Origin of the sequence: Spongisporangium articulatum (assembly GCF_044465595.1) — a bacterium.
Taxonomy (GTDB): domain Bacteria; phylum Actinomycetota; class Actinomycetes; order Actinomycetales; family Kineosporiaceae; genus Spongisporangium; species Spongisporangium articulatum.
Window position 1 is genome coordinate 194,896 of record NZ_JBITLV010000003.1, and the last position, 16,007, is coordinate 210,902.

The following is a 16,007-nucleotide window of genomic DNA, read 5'->3' on the forward strand; positions in this document are numbered from 1 at the left end:
GGGGTTGTCCACAGATTCGCGTGAGGTATTGCGCCGGGCCGGGTGATGGGCAAGAATCGAACAGAGGTTCGAGGGGCTCGGCGGGGAAACGGGGTGCGTGGTGGCTGTTCTTGAGTTCCCACACGCCTTGCCGTCGACGGCTGCCGAGGTCCGTGAGTTCACGGACTGGCTCGTCGGCGCTGAGCTGCCCGCGGATGATGCCGGTCGGCTGGAGCTGATCGAGACGTTGGAGGTCCTGAAGGCGGCGGCGGCTGCGGTGCAGGCCGAGACGACTGTCGTGTATGCGGTGGGTAAGGAGTCCCGGCGGGTCGTGGCCGACGTGGCCGCGGCGCGGCACGAGTCGCCGCAGAAGACCCGCACCGCTGGTCGGGGTCGCGAGGGTGTTGGTCGAGGAGATGCCCTGCACCCTGGCGGCGTTGCGGGCGGGTGAGACGAACGAGTGGCGGGCCACGATCGCCGTGCGCGAGACGGCGTTGCTGTCGCGGGAGAACCGGGCGCTGGTGGATGCCCGGCTGCGGTTGTCGGGGGTCGGGGACGCCGGGGTGGCGCGTCAGGCGCGGAAGCTGGGGTTCGCGCTCGAACCGGGCCTGGCCTACAAGCGGGCGAAGGCCGCGCAGGTGCAGCGGCGGGTGAGCCTGCGGCCGGCGCCGGACTGCATGACGATCCTGACCGCGGTCCTGCCGGTCGCCGAAGGGGTCGCGGTCTACGCCGCGTTGACCCGGGCGGCGGATGCGGCGGCGGTCGACCCTGGCGATGGGCGTAGCAAGGGGCAGGTCATGGCCGACACCCTGCGCGAGCGGGTCCTGGGTTCGAGTGAACCGGTGCCGGTCGAGGTGCAGCTGGTGATACCGGCTCGGACGCTGGGCGGGGGTGACGAGCCGGGGCACGTGAACGGGTTCGGGCCGATACCGGCACCGCTGGCCCGGCAGCTGGCCGACCCACCCGACCGAGACGCGCAACGATGGATCCGAAGGTTGTGGGCCGAACCCGACACCGGGCAACTGGTGGCGATGGAATCGCGAAGCAGGTTCTTCCCGGAAGGACTGCGCCGATTCGTCGTGGCCAGGGACCAGTACTGCACCACGCCCTGGTGCGCCGCGCCCATCCGCCAGATCGACCACATCACCCCGGCCGCAGCCGGCGGAAAGACGTGCGCCGACAACGCCCAAGGCCTCTGCCAGGCCTGCAACCTCGCCAAGGCGGCGCGCGCGTAATTCATGTGCCCAAGTGGGGTTCATCCGTCATCATCGTCGACCATGACCGTGAACCAGCTCAGCAAGCGGCTTTTCAGCTGGGCCTCGATCCTGGAGGAGAAGACCAGGGCGCAGGCCGAGCAGGCTGCCGCCATGCCCTTCATCCACCCGCACCTGGCCCTGATGCCCGACGCCCACCTGGGCAAGGGCGCCACGGTCGGGTCCGTGATCCCGACCCTCGGGGCGATCATCCCCGCCGCGGTCGGCGTCGACATCGGCTGCGGGATGGTCGCCGTGCGCACCCAGTGGTCCGTCGGCCAGGTGCTGGCGGTGGGGTCGCTGAGCGCGCTGCGGGAGGGGATCGAGGCGGCGGTGCCGCTGTCGGCCGGCCGGTACAACCGGGAGCTGACGACCACCGCCCGGGCCCGGACGGACGCGCTGGCCGACCAGGCGGCCTCGCTGGGCTTCGACCCGGCGCAGTACGCCGGGAACTGGCGGCTCCAGCTGGGCACGCTCGGGTCGGGCAACCACTTCATCGAGGTGACGGCCGACGAGACCGACCGGGTGTGGTTGTTCCTGCACTCGGGCAGCCGGGGTGTGGGCAACAAGATCGCCCAGCACCACATCGCGGTCGCCCGGGCGCTGTGCCGGCAGTGGTGGATCCAGCTGCCCGACCCGGACCTGGCCTACCTGGTGGAGGGCACCGACGAGTTCTGGGCCTACATCCGGCAGATGCGGTGGGCGCAGGACTTCGCGTTCCAGAACCGGGCCGAGATGATGGACCGGGTCGTGGACGTGATCGGGCAGTTCATGGGCGAGCCCGTGGTTGCGGACGAGTCGATCAACTGCCACCACAACTTCACCGAGCAGGAGGAGCACTTCAAGAAGACGGTGTGGGTGTCCCGGAAGGGGGCCATCAAGGCGGATGCCGGCCGGCCCGGGTTGATCCCGGGTTCGATGGGCACCGCCAGCTACGTGGTCACCGGGAAGGGCAACCCGTTGTCCCTCAACTCGTCCCCGCACGGCGCCGGTCGCCAGTACAGCCGGTCGGCGGCCCGGAAGCAGTTCACGCAGGTGGACCTGCGGAAGGCGATGGCGGGTATCGAGTACCGGGACACGGACGCCTTCGTCGACGAGATCCCCGCGGCGTACAAGGACATCGATCAGGTCATGGCCGACGCCGAGGACCTCGTCGAGATCCGGCACACGCTGCGGCAGCTCGTCAACGTGAAGGGCGACTGAGCAGCTCCCGCAGCGCCGGCCGGTCGGGCTTACGGGCCCGGCCGGTCACCGGCACCGCCGAGATCAGGACGACGTCGTCGGGCATCGCGTCGACGTCCAGGACGTCGGCGGCCGCGGCCCGCACGCGGGCCGCGAGACCGTCGTCCGGCAGCACCCGCACATCGGAGTCGGACTCTCCGGCAAGACCTTCCGGGACGACGGCCAGCACCACGCGCTCGTCACCCACCTCGTCGGGCAGCCCGACGAGCAGCGCGGCCGCGACGCCGGGCAACCGGGACAGGGCGGGTTCGTAGAGGCCGGGGTACACGTTCGTCCACCGCCTGATGATCATGTCCTTCTTGCGGCCCACCAGCACGAGCCGGTCGCCGTCCCACCGGGCCAGGTCGCCGGTCGGGTGCTCGCGCAGCGGCCCCTCCCCGAGGATGGCCGGGGCCAGCGGCGGCCCGGACAGCAGCAGCTCCCCGTGGTCCGCGATGCGCGCCCCGATCCCGGGCAGCGGCTCCCCCAGCAGGTCGCCGGGCCCGTCGAAGGCCACCTTCTCGGCCCCCGACACGACGGTCACGGGGACGATCTCCGTCATCCCGTAGACCGCCTCGAACTCCACGCCCGGAAGGAGTTTCGCGGCCCGCTCCAGCAGCGGGGCGAGCACCGGCGCTCCCCCGAGCTGCACCCGGCGCAGCGCCGTCGGCGCGGGCACGACTCCGGCCTCGACCGCGTCGAGCAGCACCGCGAAGTCGGCGGGCACCGTGAACGTGGCCGTGGCCCGGGCGAGCCCGGCCGCGTAGCGCACGACGTCGGCCCGCGCGGCGAGCCCGAACGGCGGCATGGTCCAGTGCGCGCCCGTGGTCAGCGTGGGCAGGCCGACCATCAGCTGGTCGGTGTGCACGACGTCCCCCGGGCCGGCGGGCGAACGCCGGCGGATGGAGGCGGCGGCCGCCCCCAGCGAACCCCGGCTGTGCACGATGGCCCGCGGCGCCGCCGTCGTCCCCGAGGTGAAGACGATGACGGCCTCCTGCTCGGGCGCGGCCGACACCTCGAGAGCGGGTGCCGCGGTCAGGAGGTCGCGGGCGTTCACCGCGCCGCGCGGGACGCCGGGCAACCACCGGCCGACGTAGAGGTGCTGCAACGTCAGGGAACTCAGCCGGGGCAGCAGCAGCCCACGACGCCGGGCCAGCGCCCGGGTGAGCCGGAAACCACTCGCGCAGTAGAGCAGCGACTCACTCGCGGCCCACCGGGGGGCCGCCAACTCGAGTCGCGCGGCGAACAGGGAGGGCGTGACTCCCGGGTCGGCGAAGACGACCGTTCCCCCGGCGGCGACGATGCCCAGCGCCAGGACGACGCCGAGCGGCTCGGGACGCACCGAGTAGAGCACGCGGTCGCCGTCCTGCAGCCCCCGGGCCCGCAGCCCCGCGGCCACCGAGCGCACCTGCGCAGCCAGCTCGCCGTAGGTCAACGTCCCGGACGCCTCCGTGCTGAGCGCCGGGAGCGGCCCGTGCCGGTCGCAGGCCGCGAAGAGGTCGGCCAGGACGTCGTTCAGGCGGTCTGAGTTCACGCGGTCTGAGTTCACGCGGTCTGAGCTCACGTGGTCCGGGCCTGCAGGAACAGCGTCTCGTACCCCGGGATCATCCGGTGCCGGCCCACCTCCCGGCGGACGACGTCCAGCCCCTTCACCTCTCGCCGCGCCGCCAGCACCGTGTCCAGGACCCGGGTGATCTCGGCCATCGCCAGCGGCATCCCGAGGCAGAAGTGCACGCCCGCCCCGAACCACAGCTGGCGCAGGGCCGGCGGGTGCGGGCGGTCCGGGTCGAAACCGCCCAGTGCCCGCGCGCTCGACAGCGTCGAGATCACCATCCGGTCGCCCGGGTGCACGTCGACGGACCCGACGCGTCCCTCCGCGACCACCCCGCGCAACATGACCGGCGAGGGCACGGCCACCCGGAACGCCTCCGTGACCACCGGGTCCACGACCTCGGGCTGGAACGCCATCCGGTCCAGCCAGCCGCCGTCGTAGGCCATCGCGATCAGGCGCGGGATGAAGGACACCAGGGTCTCGGTGCCGGTCAGCACGAACGCGGCCACGGTGGAGCGCGCCTCCTCGGGGCTGAGCCCGAGCTCCCGCATCCGGCCGGCGACCGTCTCGACGTCCGTGCGGTGGTAGGCGATCTCGGCCGGCGCGGTGAGCTCGTCGAGCACCGACCGCGCGTAGACGACCTGCTTGCGGGTGAACCCGGCCCGGTGCAACCGGACCAGCCCGGTGATGCTGGTGGTGCGCTCGTACAGGTCCTCGAAAGCCTCCGGATCGTAGGGCATCCCGACCATCTCGCTGATCACGGCCCCGGCGCACAGCCGGGCCTGCAGCACGACGTCCACCTCCCGGCCCGCCACCAGGTCGGCGCGCATCCGCTCGAGCACGCCCGACAGCGTCCGCTCGCAGACCCGTCGCACGTAGCCGGGCGTGAACATCCCGGACAGCTGCTTGCGCATCCGCGCGTGGTCGTCGCCGGTCATGTTCAGCAGGACCGCCGGGCCGAGCACCGGCGTCCAGAGGTCGGCGGGCGAGCCCTTGGCGGCCTTGCTGAACGTCTCCGTGTCGGTGATCACCTGTCGGGCCAGCGTCGCGTCGCTGACCACCACCCCGATCCGCGGGACCCGCACGACCGGGCCGCGCCGGGCGATGGCCCGCATGAACGGGTAGGCCAGCGGGTGGGCCCCCAGCTGGACCTTCCGCTCCCAGCGGTCGACGACGTCCCCGCCGAACGCATCGGACGGGCCGCTCACCGGATGTCCACGTGCTCGGGCCGGTACCGGTGGTCGGCGTACCAGGCCAGCGTGTTCCTCAGCCCCCAGGCGCCGACCCGGCGGGACGAGCCGCGCACCCGTACGTAGCGGCGCAACCCGTAGGCGGTGGTCAGCTTCCGGACCGCGTTGACCAGCGCCCGGTCCTCGTGCAGGTCCTCGATCTTGGTCCGCGGGAACCCGCCCGCCCTCAGGTACAGGTCGGCGGTGATGGCCATGTTGCAGCCGGGCGTCATCACGTAGGGCCCGAGGTACTCGGGGTCCCGGTTGCCGGGGCGCACCTTGCCGACCGCGGAGGCCAGCTCGACGGCGCCGAGCAGCACCCAGCGCTGGTAACGCTTCACGTCCGGCTCGTCGAGACGGGGCAGCAGCTGGCCGGAGACCAGGTCGAGCCCCTCACCGAAGGCGCGCTTGACGGCCGCCGTCCAGTCCGGCAGCGGCAGGCAGTCGGCGTCGGTGCGGGCCAGATGGGTGGCTCCCAGCTCGATCGCGGCGCGCATCCCGGTGTCGGCCGCAGCCCCGGTGCCCTTCTGCGCCTCGTGGATGACGTGCGCCGACAGCCCCGGGAAGGCCCGGACGAGCTCGGCCGTCCCGTCGGTGGAGTCGTTGTCGACCACGACGAGCTCGAAGTCACGGTCCCCCTGCGCCGCCAGGGCCTCCAACGTCCTGGTGATGCCCTTGACCTCGTTGAACGCCGGGATGACGACGAACAGTCGCCCCTCGAACCCCATGAACACCCCATCCGGTAACCGGAGCCACACGGTAGGAGTCGCCTGTGAACGGGTCAACGGCTACGCCGAGGTGCTCTTGCCCCGTGCGGCGGTCGTAGCGCATCATCCGCCCGGTGACCGCCCTCGACCTGCAGCGGACCGCCCGCCGGCACGAGTCCCGGCTGCTGTTCGCGGCCCGACCGGCGGCCTGGTTGCTGTTCCGGCTGGGCCCCCGGCTCGGCTCCGTCCGGCGGATCCCCCGGCTGGGCTGGGTGGTGAGCGACCCGGCCGTGGCCCGCGGCGTGCTGACCGACTCGACCCATTTCTCCGTCTTCGAAGAGGGCGGCGCGGGCCACCTCTGGTCGCAGGTGCTGGGCCCGGACGCCGAGGCGATCTTCAACGACGCCGGGCACCGGGACATCCGTCGCCGGACCCGGGACCTGTTCACCGAGGAGAACTCCCGGGGCATCGTCGAGCGGTCGTTCGGCCCCACCCTGACCCGGTTGGGGCAACGCCTGGACGCCGGGGAGCAGGTGGACGTCGTCGACGCCACCCGGGTGCTGGTCGGCCGGATGGCCGCCGACATCGTCGGCGTCGACCTGACCCGTGACCCCCGGTTCGCCCCGGCCTCGGACGGCGATCCGGACGACGGGTTCCGCGCGATCTTCGAGCTGGTCCGCCGGTTGACCACGCTCGCCCTCGGGACGCTGGGGTCCACGGAGGTCCCCGCGGACGCCGTGGCCACCGCCCAGGGCTACCTGGCCGAGCTGACCGGTGGGATCGACGCCGCCTTCGGCGTGGCGGCGCCGGACACAGTCATCGGCCGCTGCCGCGACGTCGGCCTGACCGTCGGCGAGACCCGCTGCCTGGCGGCGATGATGCTGGTCGCGGCCACCGAGACCGGGGCGACGTCCATGACCCGGGCGCTCGCCCTGCTGCACGACACGGGCCTGCAGCACCGGCTGCGGGCGGCCCCGGACGACGAGACTCTCCTGGCGGTCGCGGTGGCCGAGACGCTGCGGGTCACCTCACCCGCGCCGGTCATCGGTCGCCACGTCACCGGCGACGTCACGGTCGAGGGCCGGACGCTGCGCGCCGACGACCGGGTCCTGCTGCTGATCCACCCGGCGAACAACGCCGCGGGCGGGTTCGACCTAGACCGCGACCCGGTGCCGGAGAACCGCCAGGTCTGGTTCGGCGGCGGCCGCCACATCTGCATGGGCGCACCCCTGGCCCGCGCCGAGATCGGGGTGTTCCTCGAGGCGATGGCCCGGCTGCGCTCGCCCTGGCGGGTCGTCGAGCGCCGGTACGGCCGCGGCGTGCTGACCCCCGCGTACGCGAAGCTCGTGGTGGAACTGGAGTCCTGATGAGCACTTTGACCAACCTGCGTGCGGCCCACCGGCACGAGGCCCGGCTGCAGTACCTGGCCCGGCCCGGCGCCTGGGCCCTGTTCCGGGCCGGGGCCGTGTTCGGCCCGGTACGCCGGTTCCCGAAGCTCGGGTGGGTGGTCAGTGATGCGGACGTCGCCCGCACGGTCCTCACGGATGCCCGCCACTTCACGGTGTTCGAGGAGGGCGGTTCGGGGCACCTGTGGCGGCAGGTGCTGGGCGCCGAGGTGGACGAGATGTTCACCGACGCCGGGCACCGCTCGACCCGGTTGCGGACGAAAGACCTCTTCACCGAGGCGAATTCGTGGGCGCTGGTGGAGAGCTCGTTCGGGCCGGCCCTGGCGCGGATGCGGCACCGGCTGGCCGCCGGCGAGGAGGTGGACGTCGCCTACGTCACCCGCGTGCTGGTCGGCCGGATGGCCGCCGACCTGGTCGGGCTCGACCTGGCCCGCACCACCGACTTCGCCCCGCGCGCCGGACACGACCCACAGGCCCCCGAGGACGACTCGTACCAGCAGGTATTCGACGTGGTGCGCGACTTCACCGGGCTGGCGATCAAGACCCTGATGTCGACGCACCAGGACGAGGCGGTGATCGCCGAGAGCCGGCGCCTGGTCGACCGGCTCGCCGTCGGGATGGAGCGGGCGTTCCGCACCGCGCCGGACACGACGATGTTGGGCCGCTGCCGCGAGATCGGGTTGTCGTTCGCCGAGGCCCGCGGCCTGTGCGTGCTGATGCTCGTGGCGGCCACCGAGACCGGCGCCACCTCGATGACGCGGGCGGTGGCGCTGTTGCACGACACCGGCCAGCAGCACGGGGTTCTCGCCTCGGCCGCCGCCCACGGCGGCGAGCTGCCCGAGCCCGAACTGGCGGACGTCGTCCGCGAGGTGCTGCGGGTGACCTCACCGGCCACGGTGGTCGGGCGGCACGTCACCGGTGACGTCGCGCTGCACGGGCGGCAGCTGCACGACGGCGACCGGGTGCTGATGCTCATCCACACGGCCAACAACGCGAGCGGGCCGTTCGACGTGACGCGCGCCCCCGGGCCGGGCTACCAGCAGCTGTGGTTCGGCGCGGGCCGGCACATCTGTGTGGGGGCGCCCGTGGCGCGGGCGGAGATCGCGATGTTCCTGCGCGAGCTGATCGCCGTGGGCCGGCCCTGGACGGTGACCGGACGGCGCTACTCGGTCGGCGTGATCAACCCGGCCTACCGCCGGCTCACCGTGCGCTGTGACTGATTCGGCGACGGGTTTCGGGAGGGCCTTCCCCCCGGGGTTCCTGTTCGGCGCGGCGGTCTCCGCGCACCAGGTCGAGGGTGGCAACGACAACGACTGGACGGCGTGGGAACCCGGGCACGTGCCGGAGGTCAGCGGCGCGGCGGTCGACCACTACCACCGCTACCGCGAGGACCTGCGGCTGGCCGCCTCCCTGGGGCTCGACGCGTTCCGGTTCTCGGTGGAGTGGGCCCGGGTCGAGCCCCGGCCCGGCGTCTACGATCCCGATGCGTTGCAGCATTACTCGGACGTGGTCGACGCCTGCCGCGAGCTCGGCCTGGAGCCGATGATCACCCTGAACCACTTCACCCTCCCGCGCTGGGTGGCGACGGCGGGCGGGTGGTCGGCCCCGGAGGTGGCGGAGCGGTTCGGGATCTACTGCGGTGTGGTGGGCCAGGCCCTGCGCGGGCGGGTCGAGTCGGTGTGCACGCTCAACGAGCCCGAGGTGCTGTCGATGAAGACGTGCCTGGCCGGTGTGTGGCCCGGGGGTGGACGGCTGGCGGTGCGGCGCTACCTGCGGGTGCGACGAGGGCTGGCTGACGGGCACCGGCTGGCCACGGCGGCTCTGCGGCAGGCCGACAGCAGGTTCTCGATAGGCTACTGCTGCAGCCAGAACCCTTTCGTGGCAACCACTTCCGTGCTGGAGCCGGTCGCGCGGGCCGCGTCGCGGCTGTACAACGACTGGTTCCTCGACCGGCTCACCCCGACCTGCGACTGGCTGGGAGTCCAGTACTACAACCGGGTGGCCGTCGGCCCCCGCCGCGGCCCGGACGTGCCGCGCAGCGACATGGGCTGGCCCCTGGTGCCGGAGCTGCACGGGCCGGTGCTCGAGTCGTTGTCCCGGTACGGTTTACCGCTCTACGTCACGGAGTCGGGGCTGGCCGACGCCGACGACTCACGCCGCACCTGGTACATCGAGGCCACCCTGCGCAGCCTCGCGGAGGCCCTGACGGCGGGCGTCGACGTGCGCGGGTACCTGCACTGGAGCCTGCTCGACAACTACGAGTGGGACCACGGTTTCGGCCCCCGGTTCGGGTTGGTCGAGGTCGACCGGAGGACGATGGAGCGTCGGGTGCGGGCCAGCGCCCGCCGCTACGCCGAGCTGATCGACACGATCCGGCACGCGCACGCCTGAGCGCTACTTTGCGACCGCCGGGGGGGCGACCTCGATGCCGGCGGGCGCGTTCTCCGGAAAATGGCAGGCCACGAGCTGGGTCTCGGGGGCTCCCGGGACACTTGCCAGCGGCGGCTCCGTCGTCCGGCAGATCTCCTGCGCCTTCCAGCAGCGGGTGTGGAACCGGCACGCGGGCGGCGGGTTCAGCGGGCTCGGGACGTCGCCGTTCAGCCGGATCCGCTCGCGTCGGTTCGCGATGTCCGGGTCGGGGGCGGGCACGGCCGACAGGAGAGCGTTGGTGTACGGGTGCATCGGCCGCTCGTACAGGTCGGCCTGGTCGGCCAGCTCGACGATCTTCCCCAGGTACATGACGGCGACCCGGTCGCTGATGTGCCGGACCACCGACAGGTCGTGCGCGATCACGACGTACGTGAGGCCGAACTCGTCCTGCAGGTCCTCCAGCAGGTTGATCACCTGGGCCTGCACGGAGACGTCGAGCGCGGAGACCGGCTCGTCGGCGATGATCAGCTTCGGCCGCAGCGCCAACGCCCGGGCGATGCCGATGCGCTGCCGCTGACCGCCGGAGAACTCGTGCGGGTAGCGGTTGTAGTGCTCGGGGCTGAGGCCCACGAGTTCGAGCAGCTCCTGCACCTTGGGCTTGATCTGCGACGGCTCGGCCAGGTGGTGGAGCCGGAACGCCGCCCCGATGATCGTGCCGACCGTGTGCCGCGGGTTCAGCGACGAGAACGGGTCCTGGAAGATCATCTGGACGTCGCGGCGCAGCGGCCGCAGCTTGGCCTGCGACAGGTGCGTGATGTCCTGGCCGTTGAGGTGGATGGTGCCCTCGGTCGGCTCGTCGAGCCGCACCAGCAGCCGGCCGGTGGTCGTCTTGCCGCAGCCCGACTCCCCCACCACGCCGAGGGTCTCGCCGGAGTACACGGAGAAGTCGAGGCCGTCGACGGCCTGGACGTTGCCCCGGACCCGGCCGAACAGGCCGCCGCGCACCGGGAAGTACCGGCGCAGCCCCTCGACGCGGATCAGCTCCTCACCCGGCTGCGCGGGCGCCTGGGTGGGCGACTGGGTGGTTTCGCTCATAACGACGGCTGCACCTCCTCGCGCCAGATCTCCTGCCGCTCGGCCGCCGGGAGGTGGCAGCGCACCAGGTGCCCCGGCTCGGTGGTCGGACGCAACTCCGGCATCGACTGCGTGGCCTTTCCGTTCGTGCGCGGCTCATAGGGGCAGCGAGGACTGAAAGAGCACCCGGGCGGGAGCGAGATCAGGCTCGGCGGAGCGCCTTTCACGGGGATCAGGCGTTCCTGGCGGGCCCGGTCCAGCCGCGGCATGGAGCTGAGCAGGCCCCACGTGTAGGGGTGCTCGGGGCGGGCGAAGATCTGTTCGACCGAGGCCTGCTCGACGGCCCGGCCGGCGTACATGACCATCACGTCGTGAGCCAGCTCGGCCACCACACCGAGGTCGTGGGTGATGATGACGATCGCGGAGTTGAACTCCGCCTGCAGGCTGCGCAGCAGGTCGAGGATCTGGGCCTGCACGGTGACGTCGAGCGCCGTGGTCGGTTCGTCGGCGATCAGCAGCTGCGGGTTGCAGGCCAGGGCCATCGCGATCATCACGCGCTGGCGCATCCCGCCCGAGAACTCGTGCGGGAAGCCGTCGACCCGCTTCTGCGGCTCGGGGATGCCGACCCGGTCCAACAGCTCGATGGCCCGCAGCCGGGCCTCGGCCTTCGAGACGTCGTTGTGGATCCGGTAGGCCTCCACGATCTGGGCCCCGACCCGGTAGAAGGGGTGCAGGGAGGACAGCGGGTCCTGGAAGATCATCGCCATCTTCTGGCCGCGCAGCGTCCGCACCCGCTCGGGGTCGGCCCCGACCAGCTGCTCGCCGTCCAGCCAGATCTCGCCGCTGACCTGGGCCCGCCCGCCGCGCGAGCCGGCCCCGTGCAGTCCCATCACGGCCAGGCTGGTGACGCTCTTGCCCGAACCGGACTCACCGACGATGCCCAGGGTGCGGCCGCGCTCCACCCGGAAGCTCACACCGTCGACCGAGCGCACCAGACCGTCGTCCGTGGGGAAGTGGACCTTCAGGTCCTCGACCTCGAGATAGGCCCGGCCACCGGACAACGGCGGGATCTCCTCCAGGACCGGTTCGGCCATCAGAGCCTCACTCTCGGGTCGACGACGGCGTAGAGCACGTCGACGATCAGGTTGGCGAACACCACGAAGATGGCCAGCAGCAGGGTGACCCCCAGCAGCTTGGGCAGGTCGTTGTGGCCCAGCGCCTGCACCGTGTACGACCCGAGACCCGGTAGCGAATACGTGGTTTCGGTCAGCACCGCGCCACCGAGCAGGACACCGATGTCGAGACCGAACGTCGTCAGGACCGGCGTCAGGACCGAGCGCATCACGTGCTTGCCGATGACCGTCTTCTCCGGCAGCCCCTTGGCGCGGGCCGTGCGGATGTAGTCCTCGTTCATGGTCTCCAGGACGCCGGCGCGGGTCAGCCGGGCGTACAGCGCGGCGTACAGGAACGCCAGCGTGACCCAGGGCAGGAACAGGTCGTAGGCCCAATTCAGGGGGTTCTCGTGGAACGGGGTGTAACTCCCGCCGCCGGGGAACCAGCCGAACCGGTAGCTGAGCACCGACAGCGACAGCAGGCCGGTGAAGAAGATGGGCAGGGAGACGCCCGCCAGCGCGACGCCCATGGCCGCCCGGTCGAAGACGGTGCCCTTGCGCAGCGCCGACAGGACGCCGGTGCCCACGCCCAGGGTCAACCAGATCACGGCCGCACCGATGGCCAGCGAGAAGGTGACCGGTAGCCGGCTCATCAGGTCGGGCAGGACCGGTTGCTGGGTCTGGAAGGAGTAGCCGAGGCAGGGCGCCGAGCAGTGGTCGGTGCCCACGCCGGTGTCGTAGTCCTCGCCGGCGAACAGGCCCTTGAGGAAGTTGCCGTACTGCACGTAGATCGGGTCGTTGAGACCCAGCTTCTCGGCCGCGGCCTCGATCTGCTCCTGCGTGGCGCTCTTGCCGACGTAGCGGGCGGCCAGGTCGTTGGACGAGGCGCCGCCCAGCTTCGGCACCTCGTAGAAGATGATGAACACCATCGCCGTGATGACGAGGAGCACGAGGACCGCGCCGATCAGTCGTCGCACGATGTACGCGAGCACGCCTACCCACCTCCCTTGCCTGGCCCACGCCGACACCGGGTGGTCGGGGTGGCGCCCGCGAGCACCACCCCGACCACCGTGGTCGGCCTACCTGTTACGGGTCGAGAACGTCCGTCAGGACGCGCTCTTCAGACCCATGTTCAGGTAGTCGTACATCCCGTAACCACCCGGACCGAACACGTTGGTGACGTTGGTCGGCCGGTAGTACAGGGCAGAGCCCCACGACCCGGGCACGATGTAGGCGCCCTCCATGGTCTTGCGGTCGACCTCGACCCAGGCGGCCTGCTGGGCCGCGAGGTCCGGCGCGGTGAGCGCCTTGTCGATCGCCGTGGCCACGGCCGGGTCGGTGACACCGAGGTTGGTGTTACCGGCCGGGCGGATGACCCGCGGGTCGACGATCTGGCTCAGGAAGCCGAAGCCGTCGGGCCAGTCCGCACCCCACGCCATCGTGTTGAGGCCGATCTTGTTGTTCTTCACGAAGGCGTTGTTGCCGGCGTAGAGAGCGAAGTAGTCGGCCGCCGGGTACGTCTTCAGGGTGACCTTCACGCCGATGGCCGCGAGGTCCTGCTGGACCGCCTGAGCGACGGCCTTCTCCTTCGGCCGCTCACCGCGGTAGGCCATGGTCGTCGAGAAGCCGTTGGGCTGACCGCAGGCGGCCAGTGCCTCCTTGGCCTTGGCCACGTCGGCGCCGTTGTTGGCCCGCGGGTACAGGTCGAAGGACTTGGCGCCCGCGATGTTCGGCGGCGTGATGTTGGTGGCGATCTCGCCACCGGTCTTGCCGCCGTAGGCCCGGTAGTAGCTCTGCCGGCTGACGCCGTACTCGATCGCCTTGCGGCAGTTGATGTTGTCGAACGGCTTCACCGTGTCGTGCAGCGTCAGGTAGTTGAGCCGCGTCTCCGGGATGATGTCCGTGTTGGCCGTCAGGTCCTTGTTGGCCAGGATCTTCGCCTGCGCGGCCGGCTGGACACCGGCGCCCGCCACGTCCATGTCGAGGTCCCCGGCCAGCAGCCGGTTGTCGACGTCGTCGGCGTTCACGTTGACGCTGACGTCGTAGCCGTCCGGCAGCGCCTTGCGGATCGGGTCGGTCGCCTGGTCCCAGTTCGGGTTCCGGACGAGGGTGAAGCCCTTACCGGCGCTGTACGTCTTGAACATGTACGGGCCGCTGGAGACGACGTGCTCCTGGTACTTGCTGCCCGTGTCCTTGTCGGCCGGCACCGGGGCCGTCGCCGGGATCGTCCCGAAGAAGTCGAAGCCCGTGTAGGCCTTCTTCAGGTGGAAGATGATCGTCCGGTCGTCAGGCGTCTCGATGGCCGGGTCGGTCTTGCCCTTGCTGTCGTAGGCGTTCTTGTAGCTGCCCAGCGCCAGCCAGTCGTTGAAGTACGTCGGCCCGTTGGGGAACGTCGTCTTGTCCATCGAGCGCTCGACGCCGTACTTGACGTCCTTCGAGGTGACGGGCGTGCCGTCCTCGAACTTGACGCCCTGGCGCAGCGTGTACGTCCAGGTCTTGCCGTCGTCGCTCGACTTGCCGAGCGACTCGGCCAGGTCCGGGACCACCTTGGGCGGGCCGGGCTCGGGCGAGAACGTCGTCAGGCTGCGGGTGTAGAGGCGGGCGAAGTTCCACGCGAACGCGTAGTACATGTTGCCCGGGTCCAGCGAGTCCCAGTCACCGGACTGGGCGATGCGCATCGTGCCGCCCTTGGCGTCGGACGGGTTGACGAGAGCGTTGAGGCCTGCGTTCTGCTTGAGCTCCGTGGAGGACGACCCTCCCCCGCTGGAGCCCCCGCCGCACGCGGCGAGCACGAGGCTCGCGGCGGCCGCAGCCGCGACGGCCACAGCTGAGCGCCTACGGATCATCAGAATCCACCACCACTTTCTTCTCAGACGAGGTCGGAACCCTCGTCGTGTCGGGAACTGGGCAGAAAGCTTCGAGGGACGGCGGTCAGCCGCCCCGCGGGTCCAGCGCGTCGCGCAGGCCGTCACCGAACAGGTTGAAGGCCAGCACGGTGATGAAGATCGCCGTGCCCGGCACGACCATGAACCACGGGTCGGACTGGTACCACTGCGTGGCGTCCGAGAGCATCTGCCCCCAGGTCGCCGTGGGCGGCCGGATGCCGACGTTGAGGAAGCTCAGGGCCGCCTCGAACAGGATGTTCGTGGGGATGAGCAGCGTGAAGTAGACGAGGATCGGCGCGAACAGGTTGGGCAGCAGCTCGGCGCGCAGGATGCGCGCGTCCGAGGCGCCGAGGCACCGTGCCGCGTCGACGAACTCCCGCTCGCGCAGGGAGAGGGTCTGGCCCCGGATGATGCGGCCGATGTAGGGCCACTGGAAGAACCCGATGATGAAGATCAGCAGCAGGACCCGCAGGGCGTCGCCGGAGACCCCGAAGGCCCGGTCGGGCGCCACCCCGGCGATCGCGATCGAGAAGATCAGGATCGGGAAGGCGAGGAAGAGGTCCATCAGCCGACTGAGCACCGTGTCGACCCAGCCGCCGAAGTACCCGGCCGTGACCCCGAGCGTGCCCCCGATGACCACCGACAAGAGCGTCGAGAACACCCCGATGATCATCGAGATCCGCGCGCCGTAGACGACCCGGCTGAACAGGTCACGGCCGTTGATCGGCTCGACCCCGAACAGGAAGTCCTTGCTCACCCCGCCGAACGGGCCGGTGGCGATCTGCAGGTCGGGGCTCACCTGGTCCTGGTGGAACTCGTTCGGGGGGTGGCCCAGCAGGGCCACGATCAGCGGCGCGAAGACCGCCACCAGGACCAGGAACAGGACGACGGCGCCGCCCGTGAGGGCGACCCGGTCCCGTTTCAGCCGCATCCAGGCGATCTGTCCGAGCGACCGGCCCGTGACCGGCACGCCGCCGGTGACCACGGCCTCCGGCTGGGCCTCGGCGGCACTGCCGGAAAGATCAAGCGGGGCACTCATCCGCAGCCTCCTCTCGACCCAGGCGCACCACGCGAATTTGTTGGACAGTAAACCTGCGGCCACGCTTTGACCATCCGAACAAGCGGGTAAATGACGAAATCCGCGGTCTGTGGCCGTTTCGTGATCGAGTTGTGGGTGGACCGGAACAGTGTCGGAACAGGCTCGGAACCGTCCCGGAAC

At 71.1% G+C, this 16,007-nt stretch carries 14 protein-coding genes; 6 read left to right on the forward strand and 8 right to left on the reverse strand.

The genetic code is table 11. The annotated features are described in order from the left end of the window. The first annotated feature begins 100 nt into the window (after positions 1 to 100). From ACIB24_RS10585 to ACIB24_RS10595, 3 genes are read left to right on the forward strand one after another with little or no spacing between them, the layout of a single operon-like run. Positions 101 to 430 (forward strand): hypothetical protein, encoded by a 330-nt coding sequence (locus ACIB24_RS10585; RefSeq protein WP_398279328.1) that lies wholly within the window; start codon positions 101 to 103, stop codon positions 428 to 430. Then, positions 381 to 1,214 (forward strand): HNH endonuclease, encoded by an 834-nt coding sequence (locus ACIB24_RS10590; protein WP_398279331.1) that lies wholly within the window; start codon positions 381 to 383, stop codon positions 1,212 to 1,214. Before ACIB24_RS10585 ends, ACIB24_RS10590 begins: the two co-directional genes overlap by 50 nt. A 42-nt stretch (positions 1,215 to 1,256) precedes the next feature. Beyond that, positions 1,257 to 2,435: an RtcB family protein gene (locus tag ACIB24_RS10595; protein ID WP_398279333.1), complete on the forward strand. Its 1,179-nt coding sequence runs from the start codon at positions 1,257 to 1,259 to the stop codon at positions 2,433 to 2,435. Here ACIB24_RS10595 and ACIB24_RS10600 read toward each other — a convergent pair. Genes ACIB24_RS10600 through ACIB24_RS10610 form a run of 3 tightly spaced genes read right to left on the reverse strand, consistent with a single transcriptional unit; the run spans position 2,416 to position 5,962 of the window. Then, the gene (locus tag ACIB24_RS10600) at positions 2,416 to 3,987 is read right to left on the reverse strand and encodes a class I adenylate-forming enzyme family protein (RefSeq protein WP_398279336.1); all 1,572 of its coding nucleotides are present in this window, start codon (positions 3,985 to 3,987) and stop codon (positions 2,416 to 2,418) included. The two genes, ACIB24_RS10595 and ACIB24_RS10600, sit on opposite strands and share 20 nt — an antisense overlap. Positions 3,988 to 4,013: 26 nt before the next feature. Next, positions 4,014 to 5,213 (reverse strand): cytochrome P450, encoded by a 1,200-nt coding sequence (locus ACIB24_RS10605; protein WP_398279338.1) that lies wholly within the window; start codon positions 5,211 to 5,213, stop codon positions 4,014 to 4,016. Then, positions 5,210 to 5,962, reverse strand: a complete 753-nt coding sequence (locus ACIB24_RS10610) for a glycosyltransferase family 2 protein (RefSeq protein ID WP_398279341.1) — start codon at positions 5,960 to 5,962, stop codon at positions 5,210 to 5,212. Before ACIB24_RS10610 ends, ACIB24_RS10605 begins: the two co-directional genes overlap by 4 nt. Positions 5,963 to 6,075: 113 nt before the next feature. Between ACIB24_RS10610 and ACIB24_RS10615 the strand changes: the two genes are divergently transcribed. Genes ACIB24_RS10615 through ACIB24_RS10625 form a run of 3 tightly spaced genes read left to right on the forward strand, consistent with a single transcriptional unit; the run spans position 6,076 to position 9,738 of the window. Beyond that, positions 6,076 to 7,308: a cytochrome P450 gene (locus ACIB24_RS10615; RefSeq protein ID WP_398279344.1), complete on the forward strand. Its 1,233-nt coding sequence runs from the start codon at positions 6,076 to 6,078 to the stop codon at positions 7,306 to 7,308. After that, the gene (locus ACIB24_RS10620; RefSeq protein WP_398279347.1) at positions 7,308 to 8,567 is read left to right on the forward strand and encodes a cytochrome P450; all 1,260 of its coding nucleotides are present in this window, start codon (positions 7,308 to 7,310) and stop codon (positions 8,565 to 8,567) included. The genes ACIB24_RS10615 and ACIB24_RS10620 overlap by 1 nt, the downstream gene beginning before the upstream one ends. Continuing rightward, entirely contained in the window at positions 8,560 to 9,738 is a 1,179-nt protein-coding gene (locus ACIB24_RS10625; RefSeq protein WP_398279350.1) for a glycoside hydrolase family 1 protein, read from the forward strand. The genes ACIB24_RS10620 and ACIB24_RS10625 overlap by 8 nt, the downstream gene beginning before the upstream one ends. Positions 9,739 to 9,741: 3 nt before the next feature. Here ACIB24_RS10625 and ACIB24_RS10630 read toward each other — a convergent pair whose 3' ends face one another. From ACIB24_RS10630 to ACIB24_RS10650, 5 genes are all read right to left on the reverse strand, one after another. Then, on the reverse strand, positions 9,742 to 10,812 hold the full coding sequence (locus ACIB24_RS10630) for an ABC transporter ATP-binding protein (RefSeq protein WP_398279353.1): 1,071 nt from the start codon (positions 10,810 to 10,812) through the stop codon (positions 9,742 to 9,744). Continuing rightward, positions 10,809 to 11,885 carry an ABC transporter ATP-binding protein gene (locus ACIB24_RS10635; protein ID WP_398279356.1) on the reverse strand — a complete coding sequence of 359 codons (1,077 nt, stop codon included), beginning with the start codon at positions 11,883 to 11,885 and terminating at the stop codon, positions 10,809 to 10,811. Before ACIB24_RS10635 ends, ACIB24_RS10630 begins: the two co-directional genes overlap by 4 nt. After that, positions 11,885 to 12,895 carry an ABC transporter permease gene (locus ACIB24_RS10640; RefSeq protein WP_398279359.1) on the reverse strand — a complete coding sequence of 337 codons (1,011 nt, stop codon included), beginning with the start codon at positions 12,893 to 12,895 and terminating at the stop codon, positions 11,885 to 11,887. The genes ACIB24_RS10635 and ACIB24_RS10640 overlap by 1 nt, the downstream gene beginning before the upstream one ends. A 114-nt stretch (positions 12,896 to 13,009) precedes the next feature. After that, the gene (locus ACIB24_RS10645; protein ID WP_398279362.1) at positions 13,010 to 14,749 is read right to left on the reverse strand and encodes an ABC transporter substrate-binding protein; all 1,740 of its coding nucleotides are present in this window, start codon (positions 14,747 to 14,749) and stop codon (positions 13,010 to 13,012) included. Between the two features lie 85 nt (positions 14,750 to 14,834). After that, the gene (locus tag ACIB24_RS10650) at positions 14,835 to 15,827 is read right to left on the reverse strand and encodes an ABC transporter permease (protein ID WP_398279365.1); all 993 of its coding nucleotides are present in this window, start codon (positions 15,825 to 15,827) and stop codon (positions 14,835 to 14,837) included. Between the last annotated feature and the right edge of the window lie 180 nt (positions 15,828 to 16,007).

Coding starts and splice junctions, on each gene's coding strand:
- ACIB24_RS10595 (WP_398279333.1), top strand. CDS start 1,257: ATGACCGTGAACCAGCTCAGCAAGCGGCTTTTCAGCTGGGCCTCGATC.
- ACIB24_RS10645 (WP_398279362.1), bottom strand. CDS start 14,749: ATGATCCGTAGGCGCTCAGCTGTGGCCGTCGCGGCTGCGGCCGCCGCG.
- ACIB24_RS10620 (WP_398279347.1), top strand. CDS start 7,308: ATGAGCACTTTGACCAACCTGCGTGCGGCCCACCGGCACGAGGCCCGG.
- ACIB24_RS10635 (WP_398279356.1), bottom strand. CDS start 11,885: ATGGCCGAACCGGTCCTGGAGGAGATCCCGCCGTTGTCCGGTGGCCGG.
- ACIB24_RS10630 (WP_398279353.1), bottom strand. CDS start 10,812: ATGAGCGAAACCACCCAGTCGCCCACCCAGGCGCCCGCGCAGCCGGGT.
- ACIB24_RS10610 (WP_398279341.1), bottom strand. CDS start 5,962: ATGGGGTTCGAGGGGCGACTGTTCGTCGTCATCCCGGCGTTCAACGAG.
- ACIB24_RS10650 (WP_398279365.1), bottom strand. CDS start 15,827: ATGAGTGCCCCGCTTGATCTTTCCGGCAGTGCCGCCGAGGCCCAGCCG.